The sequence below is a fragment of the Microbispora rosea genome (assembly GCF_044460045.1).
In the GTDB taxonomy this organism is placed as follows: domain Bacteria; phylum Actinomycetota; class Actinomycetes; order Streptosporangiales; family Streptosporangiaceae; genus Microbispora; species Microbispora rosea.
On the sequence record NZ_JBITJO010000007.1, the window covers coordinates 312897 to 328433 of the forward strand.

Annotated in this window: 13 protein-coding genes; 6 read left to right on the plus strand and 7 right to left on the minus strand. The window is 69.9% G+C overall.

What is annotated here, in order from left to right:
* Positions 1 to 39: 39 nt before the first annotated feature.
* On the minus strand, positions 40 to 462 hold the full coding sequence (locus tag ACIBK1_RS28940; RefSeq protein ID WP_030506241.1) for a DUF6703 family protein: 423 nt from the start codon (positions 460 to 462) through the stop codon (positions 40 to 42).
* Here ACIBK1_RS28940 and ACIBK1_RS28945 point away from each other — a divergent pair, their 5' ends adjacent.
* Positions 463 to 903, plus strand: a complete 441-nt coding sequence (locus tag ACIBK1_RS28945) for an antibiotic biosynthesis monooxygenase family protein (RefSeq protein ID WP_331281156.1) — start codon at positions 463 to 465, stop codon at positions 901 to 903.
* Between the two features lie 163 nt (positions 904 to 1066).
* Positions 1067 to 2452: a glycine--tRNA ligase gene (locus ACIBK1_RS28950; protein ID WP_030506239.1), complete on the plus strand. Its 1386-nt coding sequence runs from the start codon at positions 1067 to 1069 to the stop codon at positions 2450 to 2452.
* Positions 2453 to 2579: 127 nt separating this feature from the next.
* On the opposite strand, the gene ACIBK1_RS28955 is transcribed toward ACIBK1_RS28950, so the two are convergent.
* Positions 2580 to 2717: a hypothetical protein gene (locus ACIBK1_RS28955; RefSeq protein WP_396738854.1), complete on the minus strand. Its 138-nt coding sequence runs from the start codon at positions 2715 to 2717 to the stop codon at positions 2580 to 2582.
* 69 nt (positions 2718 to 2786) lie between these two features.
* Between ACIBK1_RS28955 and ACIBK1_RS28960 the strand changes: the two genes are divergently transcribed.
* Positions 2787 to 2927 carry a hypothetical protein gene (locus ACIBK1_RS28960; protein ID WP_357317748.1) on the plus strand — a complete coding sequence of 47 codons (141 nt, stop codon included), beginning with the start codon at positions 2787 to 2789 and terminating at the stop codon, positions 2925 to 2927.
* 123 nt (positions 2928 to 3050) lie between these two features.
* Here the strand turns inward: ACIBK1_RS28960 and ACIBK1_RS28965 are convergent, their stop codons facing one another.
* Together ACIBK1_RS28965 and ACIBK1_RS28970 are read right to left on the minus strand one after the other, a co-directional pair.
* Positions 3051 to 3515, minus strand: coding sequence for a hypothetical protein (locus ACIBK1_RS28965; RefSeq protein ID WP_156080767.1), 465 nt, complete (start codon positions 3513 to 3515; stop codon positions 3051 to 3053).
* 118 nt (positions 3516 to 3633) lie between these two features.
* Positions 3634 to 4737, minus strand: a complete 1104-nt coding sequence (locus ACIBK1_RS28970; protein ID WP_396738856.1) for a NucA/NucB deoxyribonuclease domain-containing protein — start codon at positions 4735 to 4737, stop codon at positions 3634 to 3636.
* Between the two features lie 321 nt (positions 4738 to 5058).
* Between ACIBK1_RS28970 and ACIBK1_RS28975 the strand changes: the two genes are divergently transcribed.
* Together ACIBK1_RS28975 and ACIBK1_RS28980 are read left to right on the plus strand one after the other, a co-directional pair.
* Positions 5059 to 7854 carry an AfsR/SARP family transcriptional regulator gene (locus tag ACIBK1_RS28975; protein WP_396738858.1) on the plus strand — a complete coding sequence of 932 codons (2796 nt, stop codon included), beginning with the start codon at positions 5059 to 5061 and terminating at the stop codon, positions 7852 to 7854.
* Between the two features lie 216 nt (positions 7855 to 8070).
* On the plus strand, positions 8071 to 8673 hold the full coding sequence (locus tag ACIBK1_RS28980) for an ATP-dependent Clp protease proteolytic subunit (protein WP_051761325.1): 603 nt from the start codon (positions 8071 to 8073) through the stop codon (positions 8671 to 8673).
* Positions 8674 to 8788: 115 nt separating this feature from the next.
* Here the strand turns inward: ACIBK1_RS28980 and ACIBK1_RS28985 are convergent, their stop codons facing one another.
* The gene (locus ACIBK1_RS28985; protein WP_396738882.1) at positions 8789 to 10246 is read right to left on the minus strand and encodes an alpha/beta hydrolase; all 1458 of its coding nucleotides are present in this window, start codon (positions 10244 to 10246) and stop codon (positions 8789 to 8791) included.
* A 578-nt stretch (positions 10247 to 10824) separates the two neighbouring features.
* Here ACIBK1_RS28985 and ppdK point away from each other — a divergent pair.
* Positions 10825 to 13521: a pyruvate, phosphate dikinase gene (gene ppdK, locus ACIBK1_RS28990; protein WP_396738860.1), complete on the plus strand. Its 2697-nt coding sequence runs from the start codon at positions 10825 to 10827 to the stop codon at positions 13519 to 13521.
* Positions 13522 to 13662: 141 nt separating this feature from the next.
* Here the strand turns inward: ppdK and ACIBK1_RS28995 are convergent, their stop codons facing one another.
* Both ACIBK1_RS28995 and ACIBK1_RS29000 read right to left on the minus strand, forming a co-directional pair.
* Positions 13663 to 14307, minus strand: coding sequence for a response regulator (locus ACIBK1_RS28995; RefSeq protein WP_396738862.1), 645 nt, complete (start codon positions 14305 to 14307; stop codon positions 13663 to 13665).
* Positions 14304 to 15455, minus strand: coding sequence for a sensor histidine kinase (locus ACIBK1_RS29000; protein WP_063754560.1), 1152 nt, complete (start codon positions 15453 to 15455; stop codon positions 14304 to 14306). Before ACIBK1_RS29000 ends, ACIBK1_RS28995 begins: the two co-directional genes overlap by 4 nt.
* Between the last annotated feature and the right edge of the window lie 82 nt (positions 15456 to 15537).

The following is a 15537-nucleotide window of genomic DNA, read 5'->3' on the forward strand; positions in this document are numbered from 1 at the left end:
GGCTTCGCCCTACGACCTACCAGGTTAGGCCGGTTCGCGTCAGATCAGTCCGAAACGGGTGGCGGCGAGGAGGACCAGGAACGTGGCGACCGCCACGCGTAGCAACCGGCCCACCGGACGCAGCGAGGGCCAGGACAGGTAGGCCAGCCAGGCGATGAACGCGAGCACCGGAAGCACGGCCACCCCGCCGCGCCAGTCGGGCACCACCAGCCCGGCGATCAGCAGGGCCACCATCACCAGAGGGGCCAGCCAGCGGGGCTGCTGGAACAGGAAGACCAGCGGCGCGGCGCTCCTGCGCTCGATCTCCGCGCGGAGCCCGGTGGCGCCGGGCGTGAAGAACTGCTCGCCCTGCGGCAGCGGCCGCCGCACCCGCGGGGACGCCGCGTCCCCCTGGGCGGGAGGTTTCCTCGCCAGAGGATGGGCCGGCACCTGACGGCGCGGCGGTTCGGTTTCGCTTCCCACGTGTTCGAGCCTAGTGCGCATCCGCCCGATCGTGGCCCTGTCGCGTCGCCCGCGCTGCTTCCTCCCGCCCGGGCCGCCCCCCTCCCCGGCAGGGCGTACGCGCGGGGTGGCATGCTGGGCGGCATGCTCGCCGTGATCCGTTATTCGGTGCCGGGCGCCCGCGCCGACGAGTTCGCCGCTCAGGCGCGCGCCATCCTCGATCTGCTGGCCGCGCAGCCGGGATACCTGCGCGGGCAGATCGGCAGGTCGGTGGACGAGCCGGCCCTGTGGGCCGTGGTCAGCGAGTGGGAGGGCGCCGGCTACTACCGGCGTGCCCTGTCCGCAGCCCGCATGGTGATGTATCCCCTGATGACCCTTATGATCAACGAGCCCAGCGCCTTCGAGAGCGTCTACACGCTGCCGGGCGAGGGGGCGAACGCGGGGACCGTGGGCAAGGCTTGAGCGCGGGGGCGCCGGATTCCCCTAAGCTTGAGCACGGATCCTGGCAGGTGGCCGGATGTCCCGCAGCCGCGACACGGCGGCCGGGCCGGCCCTCCGCTTCAGCGAGCATCGCACCGCTGACCCCGATCTCAACGCCGACACCCAGCCGGATGGAGTTCCACTGATGGCACGTCGCACCGACGTCTTGGAAACGATCGTCAGCCTCGCCAAACGCCGCGGGCTCGTCTTCCCGTCGAGCGAGATCTACGGAGGCCTGCGAGCGTCCTGGGACTACGGCCCCCTCGGTGTCGAGCTCAAGAACAACGTGAAGCGCGAGTGGTGGAAGACCATGGTGCAGGGCCGCGACGACGTCGTCGGCCTCGACTCCTGCGTCATCCTCGCCCGGGAGGTCTGGCAGGCCAGCGGCCACGTCGAGACCTTCACCGATCCGCTCACCGAGTGCCAGTCGTGCCACAAGCGCTACCGCGCCGACCACCTCGTCGAGGCGTACGAGGCCAAGCACGGCGGCGAGCCGGCGGGCGGCCTGGCCGACATCACCTGCCCGAACTGCGGCAACAAGGGCGCCTTCACCCAGCCCAAGCAGTTCAGCGGCCTGCTGAAGACGTTCCTCGGCCCGGTCGAGGACGAGTCGGGCCTGGCGTACCTGCGGCCGGAGACCGCCCAGGGCATCTTCATCAACTACCTGAACGTCCAGCAGTCGGCCCGCAGGAAGATCCCGTTCGGCATCGGCCAGGTCGGCAAGTCGTTCCGCAACGAGATCACCCCGGGCAACTTCATCTTCCGCACCCGTGAGTTCGAGCAGATGGAGATGGAGTTCTTCGTCAAGCCCGGCACGGACGAGGAGTGGCACCAGTACTGGATCGACGAGCGCCTGCGCTGGTACGTCGACCTCGGTATCAACAAGGACAACCTCCGGCTCTACGAGCACCCGAAGGAGAAGCTGTCCCACTACTCGAAGCGGACCGTGGACATCGAGTATCGCTTCAACTTCGCCGGCGGCGAGTGGGGCGAGCTGGAGGGCATCGCCAACCGCACCGACTTCGACCTCACCGCGCACGGCAAGGCGTCCGGCACCGACCTGTCGTTCTTCGAGCAGGAGTCGGGCGAGCGCTACGTGCCGTACGTCATCGAGCCGGCGGCCGGTGTGGACCGCGCGACGCTGACCTTCCTCCTGGACGCCTACACGGTCGACGAGGCGCCCAACGCCAAGGGCGTGATGGAGGAGCGGACCGTGATGCGCCTCGACCACCGTCTCGCCCCGGTCAAGGTCGCGGTGCTGCCGCTGTCGCGCAACGCCGACCTGTCGCCGAAGGCCCGCGACCTCGCGGCCCGGCTGCGCCGCCGGTGGAACGTGGACTTCGACGACGCGGGCGCCATCGGCCGCCGCTACCGCCGGCAGGACGAGATCGGCACGCCGTTCGCGATCACGGTTGACTTCGACACCCTGGAGGACCAGGCCGTGACGATCCGCGAGCGGGACTCCATGGCCCAGCAGCGGGTCGCGCTCGACCAGGTCGAGTCGTACCTGCGCCAGCACCTCAACGACTGAGCACCGCCAAAAGCGCCCGTCCGGAAATATCCGGACGGGCGCTTCTGTGTCAACGACCCGCCGGAGTGGAGTGAACCTCGATCCCGGAGGCGCCGGGGGCTGCCGGTGTCACGGCGGCGGGCGGCGCTTAAGCCGGCGACACGTTCAGTCGCGGATCGTGGCCGGCGGTCGCGGTCAGCGCCTTGTTGTCGCCTCCGGTGCCGCCGCCCCCGGTCTGGATCACCTTCTGAATCGTGCCGTCGGCGTTGAAGTAGAGCTTGTCCACCGCGACCGACCTGCGGAAGTTACCGCCGCCCGGGGCGTCGGCCGTGTGCTAGACAATGCACCATCCGTCGTGTACCCCTATGCGCCGCCCGACGACCCGGACGACGTGTCGTTCGTGCCGACGTCGTACGTGTCCTCCTGGGAGAGCCTGGCGGCGATCAACGACGGCTACTCGACCGGGCTTCTAGAGGTCCAAGCCCTGGCGCCGTGAGCCTTGCGAGCGCCTTCCGGCGCTCCGGAAGGCGCTCGCTTGTCACCAGCGACCTCGTGCTGTTGGCCGGCGTGGTCGATCAGCGGTGACGTGGGTGCCGCCGGCCCGGTGAAGGGCGGCCGGTCAGCTCCGGTCGATGTACCAGTTGCCGCAATAGCTGCCGAGCGCGTTGCGCGCGCACGCGCGGACCGCGTAGTGCCGCTGCTGATCGGTGTTCCAGTTCATGACGAGATTGCTGCTGCTGGAGCTGTAGAACGGTCCGCACTGCTTCCAGCCGCCGTTCGCCTGCACCTGCTCCGTGGTGGGGAACATGGGCAGGCTGCTGGGCATCCCCTGCAGGCTACGGTCGACCCAGACGGTGTACCCCGAATCGCTCGGCGAGATCTGGGCGTAGCTGTAGTTGAAGGCGCCGCCGTTCATCAGCTTGACGTAGCGTGCGTTTCCCAGGTAGATGCCGGCGCCGCCGACCTCCTGGTAGTAGTCGGGAACCCAGGTCTTGTCGCACTCGCCTGTGGTGGCGTTCGCGGCGGAGATCGGGCCGACCGTCGTGGCCGCCGCTCCGACGACCACGGCGAAGAGAATTTTCATGAAGCGCTTCGCGGTCGTGTTCTTGTGAGACACGGCTGTCCTTTCCATTAGCGGATCTACGTGGTCACCGGTCCGATACCGGGCCCGGCGCGATGAGAATGACGTGGCCATCGGGAAATCAGCTGGGATCGACCCAGAAGGCGTCGCGGTCCAGCAGCCGATCGCGGGTGACGAGTGCTCCGAACTTCCCTCCCGCGCCCGAGTTGTCCGTGTCGAGGACCATGTCCGTGCTGTAGGCGCCGCCGCTCGTCCAGGCACCCTCCCAAGTGCGCGCCATGGGGTATTCGTCACATGTCAGTCCAGGCGGACGGGGCGTCGAGTCGGGGCAGGCCATGTCCCGGTTCTTCTTGGCCTTCGCCGGGTCGGCAAGCCGGTGAAGGGGGGTGGTGCCGGGGGCTCCCGGAAGCCCACTGGCCTGCGCACGCTTGATGTGCGTCCTGACCGTCGGGTAGGCGGACAGCCCGTCGAGCGTGGGGATGAAACTCGCGATGACGCAGCCGGCGCCGCTGAGAATCCTGTCGCAGCGGATGTCCGGCGAAGGGTACGGACCCTTCTCCGGCGGAAAGACGTTGATTATCTCCGTGTCCCCGCCCGGATGCGTCAACTGCAGCTCGTACGTGGTGTTGACGGTGCGTATCCCGTCGATGGGCACGTTCACGAGATGCGGGACGGACGGGGTCAGGTAGCGGGTGGAGTTCTCGGGCAGTGTGATCGGAGGGCCGAAGTCGCCGGCCGTACAGCCGTAGGAACAGCTGACCGCCAGGCGGAAGCTGAGCGCGTCGTCCGGGACCAGTTCTCCCTCGGAGTAGAAGCGGACGATCGCGAAGACATCGGTGAGTTCCAGGCTGTCGTTGAACATGCCGATGAAATGCATGTAATTGATCATGGTGCGACCGAGCAGAGCCCTCGTGGTGGTGTCGTAGACGCTGACGGACGCATAGTTGATCAGGCAGGCGGCGAATCGCCTGGTCTTCCACGCGCTCTTCGACTGATCGTCAGGGGGGTCGATGCACCAGGTGGGCAGGGGCGGCGGGTCGTCGGCGGCGCTCGTCGAGCTCAGGACCGATCTGCCCGGCGGTTGTGTCACCGGCGCGACGCACAGCACCTTCCTCTTGCCCTGACGGGCGAGTGAAGGGAAGCGATCACCGATGTGATCGCAGCCGTTCTCCGTGATCGCCCTGGTGGCCGCGTGCGCGACCGCGTCCCGTGCGGAGGCCGTCATCAGCGCGCAAAACAATAGAAGCGGCAGTGTCAGAAGCGTGATTTTTCGCATGCGAAGAGTGCTCATGGCGTCCCGTAAGGCAGGAGGGGGGTGAAGGGAAGCGAGGGTTCTTTGAGGAGGTGAATCCGGTCCGGGAATGGTGCGCCGCCCGCGGTCTCCGCCCGCCCCCGCGAGAAGGGCGGAACCGGCGCGCCACCAAGGTTTCGCCGCCCGCTCCATTCGCGCTTAACGAATCCTTGAGCCGAGCCGATCTGTCCTGATTAGCTGTGGTCGCGCATTCGCACGGACCGGCCCGCGCTATCAAAGGGGAACAGACAGACCATGGTGCAGTTCCGGCTGCTGGGACCGGTCGAAATCACAACGGACACGCATCCGGTGGATGCGGGCCCGCGCAAACAACAGGCGGTTCTCGCCGCGTTACTGGTCGACGTGGGCGTACTCGTCCCCATCGAGAAGATCATCGACCGGGTCTGGGACGAGGCGCCGCCCACGACCGCTCGCGGGGCCGTGCACAGCTACGTCACCCGGCTGCGCCGGGCGCTGAGCGAGGCCGCCGCCGGCGGCGACGCGCCGAGGCTGGAGCATCGCCACGCCGGTTACGTCCTCGGCACCCGGCCGGAGCAGGTGGACCTGCACCGTTTCCGGCTGCTGCTCGACTGCGCGCGGGCGACACGAGGGGAAGATCCGCGCAGAGCCGAACTGCTGCGGGAGGCGCTCGGCCTGTGGCGGGGGGTTCCTCTCACCGGCCTGACCGGGGAGTGGGCGGAGTCCGTGCGCAGGGAGGCGGCCCAGCGGCGCCTCGGCGCAATGCTCGACCTGGCGCGCCTGGAGACGGCAGCGGGCCGGGGCGGGGTCGTGATCGAGCGCCTGCGGGAGATGCTCGACGAGCATCCCCTGGTCGAGCCGTTGAGCGCCGCACTGATCCGGGCCCTGGCCGCAGTGGGGCGCAACGCGGAGGCCCTGCAGGTCTACGCGGAGACGCGTCGGCGCCTGGTGGAGGAGCTGGGCGCGGATCCGTCCCCCGATCTCCGGCAGGCGTACCAGGACGCCCTCTCTCCGCAGGGCCCCACGGCTGAGGCCACGAGCACGGCGGCACCACGACGCGGACCGGCTCTGCTGCCCGCGGACGTGATGGGCTTCACCGGGCGGGCAGAGGCCGTGAGCACGCTCGACGAGCTGGCGGTGATGTCCGAACGGGAAGCGACCGCTGTGGTCGTGGCTGTGCTCTCCGGAGTGCCCGGGGTCGGCAAGACCGCCCTCGCAGTGCACTGGGCCCACCGCGCGCGTCATCGTTTCCCGGACGGGCAGCTGTTCGCCGACCTGCGCGGTTTCGATGCCAGCCGGTCGGCCGTCACCAGCGAGCAGGTCGTGCGCGGCTTCCTCACCGCTCTCGGGGTTCCCGTGCATCGGGTGCCGGTGTCCCCGGACGCCCAGATCGGCCTGTATCGCGATCTCTTGGCCGACAAGCGGATGCTGGTGATCCTCGACAACGCCCACAGCGCCGAACAGGTGCGTCCCCTGCTGCCTGGATCGCCTGGGTCCTTCGTCCTGGTGACCAGCCGCAACCGGCTCTCCGGTCTCATCGCCGGTCATGGTGCCCATCCGCTCGCGGTCGACGTGCTCACCCCTGAAGAAGCGCAGGAGTTGCTGACCCGGAGGATCGGACGCGACCGGGTTTCGGCGGACGCCGGCGCAGTGGACCACCTCATCGCCTCCTGCGCCCGCCTCCCGCTGGCGCTGGTGATCACCGCGGCCCGGGCCGTGACCCGTCCCGCGTTCCCGTTGCGCGCGCTCGCGGACGAGCTCCGGCAGGCCGGGGCGAGCCTGGACGCGTTCCACGACGACGACCCGGCGACCGATGTGCGGTCGGTTTTCGCCTGCTCCTACCGAGCACTCAGCGCTGGAGCGGCGGAACTCTTCCGGCGGATGAGCGCCCACCCCCGGCCGGACTTCGGCTTGGCCGTGGCGGCGAGCGCCGCCGCACTCCCGCCGGAGCAGGCGCGCCGCCTGCTGGCGGAGCTCACCGCGGTCCACCTGCTGGACGAGCACGCACCGGACAGGTGGGCGTTCCACGATCTGCTGCACACCTACGCCGTCGAGCTGCACCGGGAGGCCGAGAACGAAGCGGAACGCCGCGAGGTCGCCGGCCGCATCGTCGACCACTACCTGCAGACCGCCTACCGGTCGGCGCTTCTCCTCCATCCGGCGCGCGACCCCATCGCGATCGCCGATCCGCGTCCCGGTGTGACGGTGGCCGCCCCCGCCGACCACGGCGAAGCCCTCGCCTGGTTCACATCGGAGCGGTCCGTCCTGCTCGCGTGCGCCGAGCTCGCCGCCGCGTGCGGGTTCGACACGCACACCTGGCAGCTGGCGTGGTCCATGAGCAGTTTCCTGGACCGTACAGGGGCCTGGCGGGACATGATCGCGGTACACGGTCACGCTCTCGCGGCGGCCCGAGGGGACGATCAGGTGCTCGCCCTCAGCCGGCTTGGGACCGCCCTTGCCCACACCCGGCTGGGTGACGCCGACGCGGCCGTCCGGGAGTATGGGCACGCGCTCGAGCACTTCGCGCGGCTGGAAGACCTGACCGGCCAGGCGCACATTCACAGCAACCTTGCGCGGGTCTTCGAGCAGCAGGGCCACCACGTGGAGGCGCTGGACAGCGCCGAACACGCACTCCGGCTCTACCGGGCCGCCGGCCAGCGGCACTGGGAGGCCAGGGCGATCAGCGCAGTCGGCTGGTACCACATCGCCGTCGGAAACCATCGGGAAGCGCTCGAGCACTGCCGGCAGGCTCTGACCTGGCTTCGGGAGGCCGGGGATCGCGACGGGGAATCGGCCACCTGGGACAGCCTGGGCCACGTCCACCATCAGCTCGGGGACCACGACCAAGCCGAGACCTGCTACCGGCGCGCGCTCGCGATGCACCGGCAGGACGGCGACCGCTACAACGAGTCTCTGGTCCTCACCCATATGGGCGACAACCACGAGGCGGCGGGCCGGGAAGCGGACGCCCGCGGCACATGGCGTCTGGCGCTGAACATCCTGACCGATCTGGGCCACCCCAGCGCCGACGACCTCCGGTCGAGACTCGGACGGTCGGATGGCCCCGCCTGACGACATGTCGACGAGCTCGGCGAGCCGGGTGGCGGCACCGGCTCCGCCGGGCTGTTCGGGGCAGCCGTAGCATCCGGAACCGCGCTGACGGCGGAATATGCTTGTAGCGTAATTTGCCCATGGCGAAAATGTGCTGACAGTGAAATAGGCAGTCCTCTTCCCGGGTTCCGGGACTAATGTCGCGGCATAACCCGACTACCGGAACAGGGAGACCAGATGGACCACCACGCGCGCTCGGGCGACCCCGCCGGCGACCGGTTCGGCTCCGGCGATCTTGGCCGCAAGCTGCTGGAACGGCGCATCCTCGTGCTGGGGCAGGAGGTCGACGACGACATCGCCAACCGGATCTGCTCGCAACTGCTGCTGCTGTCCGCGGAGGACTCCGCGCGGGACATCAGCCTTTACATCAATTCCCCCGGTGGTTCCGTGTCGGCCGGTCTGGCGATTTACGACGTCATGCAATATGTGCCGAACGACGTCGTCACCGTGGGCATGGGTCTGGCCGCGTCGATGGGGCAGTTCCTGCTGTGCGCCGGCGAACCGGGCAAGCGCTACGCCCTGCCGCACGCGCGCATCATGATGCACCAGCCGCTCGGCGGCATCGGCGGCACGGCGGCCGACATCGCGATCCAGGCCGAGCAGATGCTGCACACGAAGAAGACCCTGGCCGAGCGCACCGCCTTCCACACGGGGCAGCCGCTCGAACGCATCGAGGCGGACGCGGACCGGGACCGGTGGTTCACCGCCGAGGAGGCCAGGGAGTACGGCATCGTCGACCACGTGGTTGCCGGGCTCGGCACCGTGCGGACGCCACAGTGAGAGCGGCACACTGATCGCTGGTGAGCGCGGCGCGGTGAGTGCGGCACACGTGATCGGCACTGTGACGCCGTGGAGGGCGCCGTGGATGGTGTCGTGAACGGGCGGGGGAGCGCGCTCAGCCGCAGCGCGTCCCCTTGGCCGGGACCGTCCCCTCCAGCAGGTAGGCGTTGACCTTGTCGTCGATGCACTGGCTCTGGCCGTACGCGCCGTGGCCCTCGCCGTTCAGCGTCAGCAGCACGGCGGTGCGCAGTTGCTCGGCCAGCCGTGGCGCCCACTGGTAGGGCGTGGCCGGGTCGTTCGTGACGCCGACCACCAGGATGGGATTGGACCCGGTGGCGTCGACGCGCCTGGCGGCGTCGTCCCCGGGCACCGGCCAGACGCTGCACGCCCCCGCGCTGATCGCGGTCGAGGCGAAGATCGGGCTCTTCTTCTCCAGCCGCCGGGCCAGCTCCTCGGCCTGGGCGACCGAGGGGCGGTCGGTGCTGTCGACGCACAGCACCGCGGGCAGCGAGAACTGCAGGGTCGAATAGGTGCCGTTCGGCTGCCGCCCCGCGTACTGGTCGGCCAGGGCGAGCAGGCCGTCGAGCTTGCCCTTCCTGCCCTCGTCCAGCGCCTCGGTGAGCAGCGGCCAGGTGAGCTTGCTGTAGAGCGCCTGGGTGATGCCCGCCCTGGCGATGTCCTCGGTGACCGTGCGTGAGCCGACCTTCCCCGGCGTGCGGGCCAGGGTGTCGAGGAGCTTCAGCACGGTGGCGTTCGCGGCCGCGGCGTCGGCGCCGAGCGGGCAGCTCGTCCGCGTCTTGGTGCAGTCGGCGAGGTAGTCCTCGTACGCCTTCTGGAAGCCGAGGGCCTGGGTCTTGGCCATGTCGAGCATGGTGACCGAGGGGTCGACGGCGGAGTCGAGCACCATCCGCCCCACCTTCTTCGGGAACTCCGTGGCGTACACCGCCCCGAGGTGGGTGCCGTAGGAGAAGCCGAAATAGTTGAGGTGCGGTTCGCCGAGGGCCTCGCGCAGCGTCTCCATGTCGCGTGCCGCGTTGACGGTGCCGACGTAGGGCAGGATCCAGCCCGCGTTGCGCTCGCACGCCTGGGCGAATCCCTTGACGAGCTTGGTCTCGGTCGCGGCGTTCTCGCTGGGCTCCCCGCTCATGTACTGGTCCATCTGGGGGGCGGTGAGACACCGGATGCCGCTGCTCCGCTCCACGCCGCGAGGGTCGAAGCTGACGAGGTCGTAGCGGCTGTTCAGTGTGGAGAACGCGTGAGCCGCGTTGATGAGGGTGGTGACGCCTGAGCCGCCGGGACCGCCGAAGTTGAAGACCAGGGAGCCGATCCGCTTGCTCTGGTCGGTGGCCCGCAACCGGACCAGGGCGATGCCGATCCTCTTGCCCTCCGGCTTGGCGTAGTCGAGGGGCACCTGGAGCGTGGCGCACTCGAAGCCCGAGGAGGAGGCCGTCTCCTCGCACGCCTTCCAGGACAGGGAGGGCGCGCTCGACGCGTACTCCTCCGGGGCGACCCGCGCGCCGCCGCAACCGGTGGTCGCCGTCATCGCGCCGAGCCCGGCGGCCACCGCCACCATCACCGGCCCGACCCTACGCGCCGCCGTCCCCCGTGCCGAAAGGATCCGTGCCGCCAGGATTCGTCCTGCCGGGATCCGTGCCGAAAGGATCCGCGCCGAAAGGATCCGCGTCGCCGGGATCCGTGCCGTAGAGACCTGTCCCGCCGGCATCCGTGCCGTCTTTCCCCGCGCCGTCACTCGCGCCGATACCCCTCGCTCCGGAACCCCTCGCGACAACGCTCGCGACACTGACAACCCTCCGTGTTCGACTGTATTCGGAGGGTGCCTCGTTTATATCGCATGCCGTCGTGGGCGCACCGCCGACTCACCGGAACTCCGCCTTACCGGACAATGGTCTAAACCATTTCCTCTCCGCCCGCTCGGAAGCTTCATGTCGTCCTTGACGGCGAATTGGTTTATACCACTTGGCGACCGCCGGAAAAATGACTGTTCTTTGATTGGATTAGACCTCTGCGATGCCTTCTACCTGCTTAGACGCCATATCTGGCGAAGGGTGAGGTTTGGTGCTGCTTTTCCTAGGTACAGTCCGGTTGCGGGCCGCGTCCGCGGCTTTATTGAAGTCGGCGAAGGAGCGTCGCATGCCCAAGTACGTTTACGACTTCACCGAGGGCAACAAGGACCTCAAAGACCTACTCGGTGGCAAGGGCGCCAATCTGGCGGAAATGACCAACATCGGCCTCCCCGTGCCTCCCGGCTTCACGATCACCGCCGAGGCGTGCCGCCACTATCTGGGGCACGGCGGCATGCCCGAGGGGCTGGAGGAGGAGATCGGCGGGCACCTCGCCGCCCTTGAGGAGCGGATGGGCAAGCGCCTCGGCCAGGCGGACGACCCGCTGCTGGTCAGCGTGAGGTCGGGAGCCAAGTTCTCGATGCCCGGCATGATGGAGACGGTCCTCAACGTCGGCCTCAACGACGACTCCGTCCTCGGGCTGGCCAAGCAGTCGGGAAACGACCGCTTCGCCTGGGACTCCTACCGCCGGCTCATCCAGATGTTCGGCAAGACCGTCCTGGACATCGACGGCGAGCTGTTCGAGCACGCGATGGACGACCTCAAGGGCGAGCGGGAGGACACTGACCTCGACGCCGCCGACCTCCAGCGGCTGGTCGAGACCTTCAAGGGCATCGTCCGGGAGCGGACGGGCCGCGACTTCCCCGCCGACCCCCGGGAGCAGATGGACCTCGCCGTGAAGGCGGTCTTCGACTCCTGGAACGCCCCGCGCGCGATCCTCTACCGGCGCCAGGAGCGCATCCCCGCCGACCTCGGCACGGCGGTCAACGTCGTCGCCATGGTGTTCGGCAACATGGGCCCCGACTCGGGCACCGGGGTCGCCTTCACCCGCGACCCCGGCTCGGGACGCCAGGGCGTCTACGGCGACTACCTGCGCAACGCCCAGGGCGAGGACGTCGTCGCCGGGATCCGCAACACCGTCCCCCTCCAGGAGCTGGAGACCATCAACCCCGAGGCCTACCGCCGGCTCCTCGACATCATGGCGACGCTGGAGCGGCACTACCGCGACCTGTGCGACATCGAGTTCACGATCGAGCGCGGCAGGCTGTGGATGCTGCAGACCCGGGTCGGCAAGCGCACGGCCGCCGCCGCCTTCTGCATCGCCACCCAGCTCGTGGACGAGGGTCTGATCGACATGGACGAGGCGGTCACCCGGGTCACCGGCGACCAGCTCGCCCAGCTCATGTTCCCCCGCTTCGCCGCGACGGCCGGCAACCACAGGCTGACCACCGGCATGAACGCCTCGCCCGGCGCCGCCGCGGGCCGGGCCGTCTTCAGCTCCGAGCGGGCCGTCGAGCTGGCCGGGCGGGGCGAGGCGGTCATCCTCGTGCGGCGGGAGACCAACCCCGACGACCTCGCCGGGATGATCGCGGCCCACGGCGTGCTCACCTCCAGGGGCGGCAAGACCTCGCACGCCGCCGTGGTGGCGCGCGGGATGGGCAAGACCTGCGTGTGCGGGGCCGAGGAGCTGGAGGTCGACCCGCACGCCCGCCGGTTCACCGCGCCCGGCGGGGTCGTCGTCGACGAGGGCGACGTGATCTCCATCGACGGCGGCACCGGGGCCGTCTACCTCGGCGAGGTCCCGGTCACCGCCTCGCCGGTCGCCGAGTATTTCGAGGGCGAGCCCACCAGGGACGAGCTGGTGAGGGCGGTCGACCGGATCATGACCCACGCCGACTCCGTGCGCCGGCTCGCCGTACGGGCCAACGCCGACACCCCCGAGGACGCCGCCCGCGCCCGGCGCTACGGCGCCCAGGGCATCGGGCTGTGCCGTACGGAGCACATGTTCCTGGGGGAGCGGCGGCGGCTCGTCGAGGACCTGATCCTGGCCACGACGCCGGAGGAGCGACAGGCGGCGCTCGACGCGCTCGAACCGCTGCAGACCGGCGACTTCACCGGCATCTTCGAGGCCATGCGCGGGCTGCCTGTGACGATCCGGCTGATCGACCCGCCGCTGCACGAGTTCCTGCCCGACCTCACCGACCTGGCGGTGAAGGTGGCCCTCGCGGACGACAGGGCGGCCGACAGGGCGGACGACAGGGCGGCCGACAGGGCGGACGGCAGGACGGGAGGCGGGGCGGACGACCGGGACCGCAGGCTCCTCGACGCGGTCAAGCGCCTGCACGAGCAGAACCCGATGCTCGGCCTGCGCGGCGTACGGCTCGGCCTGACGGTCCCCGGTCTGTTCGCCATGCAGGTGCGGGCCATCGCCGCGGCGGCCCGGCGGGTCGAGGGCGCGTGTGCGGAGATCATGATTCCGCTGGTCGGCGCGGTGCAGGAGTTGGAGATCGTCAAGGAGGAGGCGGAGCGGATCCTCGCCGAGGCGGGCGTGGAGGCGGCGATCGGCACGATGATCGAGGTGCCGAGGGCGGCGCTGACGGCGGGCCAGATCGCCGAGGCCGCAGAGTTCTTCTCGTTCGGCACCAACGACCTCACCCAGATGACGTGGGGTTTCTCCCGCGACGACGTGGAGAGCGCCTTCTTCGGCACGTACCTCGATCTGGGCGTCTTCGGGGTCTCGCCGTTCGAGTCCGTCGACCGCGAGGGCGTCGGCCGGCTGATGCGGATCGCGGTCGAGGAGGGCAGGCGGACCCGGCCGGACCTCAAGCTCGGCATCTGCGGCGAACACGGCGGCGACCCCGACTCGGTGCACTTCTGCCACGAGATCGGCCTCGACTACGTCTCCTGCTCGCCGTTCCGCATTCCGGTGGCCCGGCTGGAGGCGGGCCGTGCCGCGCTGACCTGCGCGCAGTCCGACACGCGATGAGGCGATGGTTCACCGGGCCGCGCGACACGGCCCGGTGACCGGTGCACGGGAGCGCGCGCAGGCGCACCGCCGATCCCACGGCCGACCGGCGCGGCCGCCGAGCTCGTCCGCCTCGCCACGACCGCCGGCCACGGCGCACGGCTAGGCGGGGGTGACCAGCCCGGACTCGTACGCGAAGATCACCGCCTGGATGCGGTCGCGCAGATTCAGCTTGGTGAGGATGCGGCTCACGTGGGTCTTGGCGGTGGTGTCGGAGATGAACAGCTGCCGGGCGATCTCGGGATTGGACAGTCCGCGTGCCATCAGCCGCAGCACCTCCAGCTCCCGGGCGGTGAGCGTTTCCAGCGCGGGCGATCGGCGCGGGACGGACGCCTTGGCGAAGGCCTCGATGACCCGCCGGGTCACCCCGGGTGTGAGCATGCCGTCCCCCGCGGCGACCACCCGGACCGCCTCGATCAGCAACTCGGCCGGAGCCTCCTTGGTGAGGAAGCCGGCGGCGCCGGCGCGTAGCGCCTCGTAGACGTACTCGTCCAGGTCGAACGTGGTGAGCACGATGATACGGGTGGGCAGCCCGGCGAGCCGCCGGGTCGCCTCCAGGCCGTTCACGCCGGGCATCCGGATGTCCATGAGCGCCACATCAGGAGTGAGGGCGCGGACCTGCCGCACCGCCTGCTCGCCGTCGCCCGCCTCGCCGACCACCTCCATGTCCGGCTCGTCGTCCAGCAGCAGCCGGAAGCCCTTTCGTACCATCGCCTGGTCGTCCGCGACCAGCACCCGGATGGTCACGGCATGCTCCACGAGAGCGGTAGTACGGCGTGCACCCGGTAGCCGCCGCCCTCCCGCGGCCCGGCATCCAGGGTTCCGTCGTAGAGGACCGCCCGTTCGCGCATCCCGATCAGACCGTGTCCGGTGCCGAGGCCGAGCGGCGCCGCTCCCGCTCCGTCGTCCCGCACCTCCAGCTCGACGGCCGCGCCGTTCCACCGGATGGCGACGTCGGCCCTAGCGCCCCGCCCGGCGTGCCGGAGCGTGTTGGTGAGCGCCTCCTGCACGATCCGGTACGCCGCGAGATCCATGCCGGGAGGCAGAGCGACCGGCTCTCCCTCGACCGTCATGCCCACCGTCAGCCCGGTCTCGCGCATCTGGTCCAGCAGCGGCGGCAACCGGTCCAGCCCGGGCTGCGGGGCGAGTGACAACTCCTCGCCCTCGGCCCGCAGAATCCCGAGCAGGCGCCGCAGCTCGCCGATCGCACCCCTCCCGGTCTGCTCGACCTCGTCGAGCAGTACGCTGTCCTCCGGCCGGTCATGCCTGAGCCGCCGCCGCACGACGCCCGTCTGCACCACCATCACGCTCAGGCTGTGCGCGATCACGTCGTGCAGCTCGCGGGCGATCCTGGCCCGCTCGGCCTGTACGGCACGCTGCGCGTCCTCGGCCCTGCGCCGCTCCAGTTCGGCGGCCTGCGCCCGAAGCAGCCGTGTCTCCTCGCCACGCCTGCGGATCAGGTGCCCCAGGATCCACGCCCCGCCGAACAGCACGCCGACGAACAGGTAGTCTCCCGCGCCTCCGCGGCCGGGATCGATGGTGAAGCCGATCAGCACGAACGTGGCGACCACGGCCGCACCGACGACGGCGTCCCTCGGCCTGGCGTGCACGGCCACCGAGTAGCAGGCCACGATCATGGTGAAGAAGGCGTACCCGCTCTCGAAGCTGTGCGTCGAGGCCGAGGTGGCCGCGACGGCCAGCAGCACGACGGTGACCACCCCGAGCGGCCAGATCCGCCGCCACGCGATCGGTGCGACGATCGCCGTCGCCGCGGCCATCTCCATGGGCGTCAGCGGGACATCGGCGCTGGTCAGTCCCTCCAGCACCGCCGAGACGCCGAGCAGTGCCGCGACCGCGATGTCGGTCCAGGGCGGCCGGGGCGGGATCCAGCGCATGGCGCTCACGATAACGCCGAGGTCCACCCCGCAGAATCGTCCGCGTGGACGACGCGGACATCGTCGGAGCGCCCGACGACCT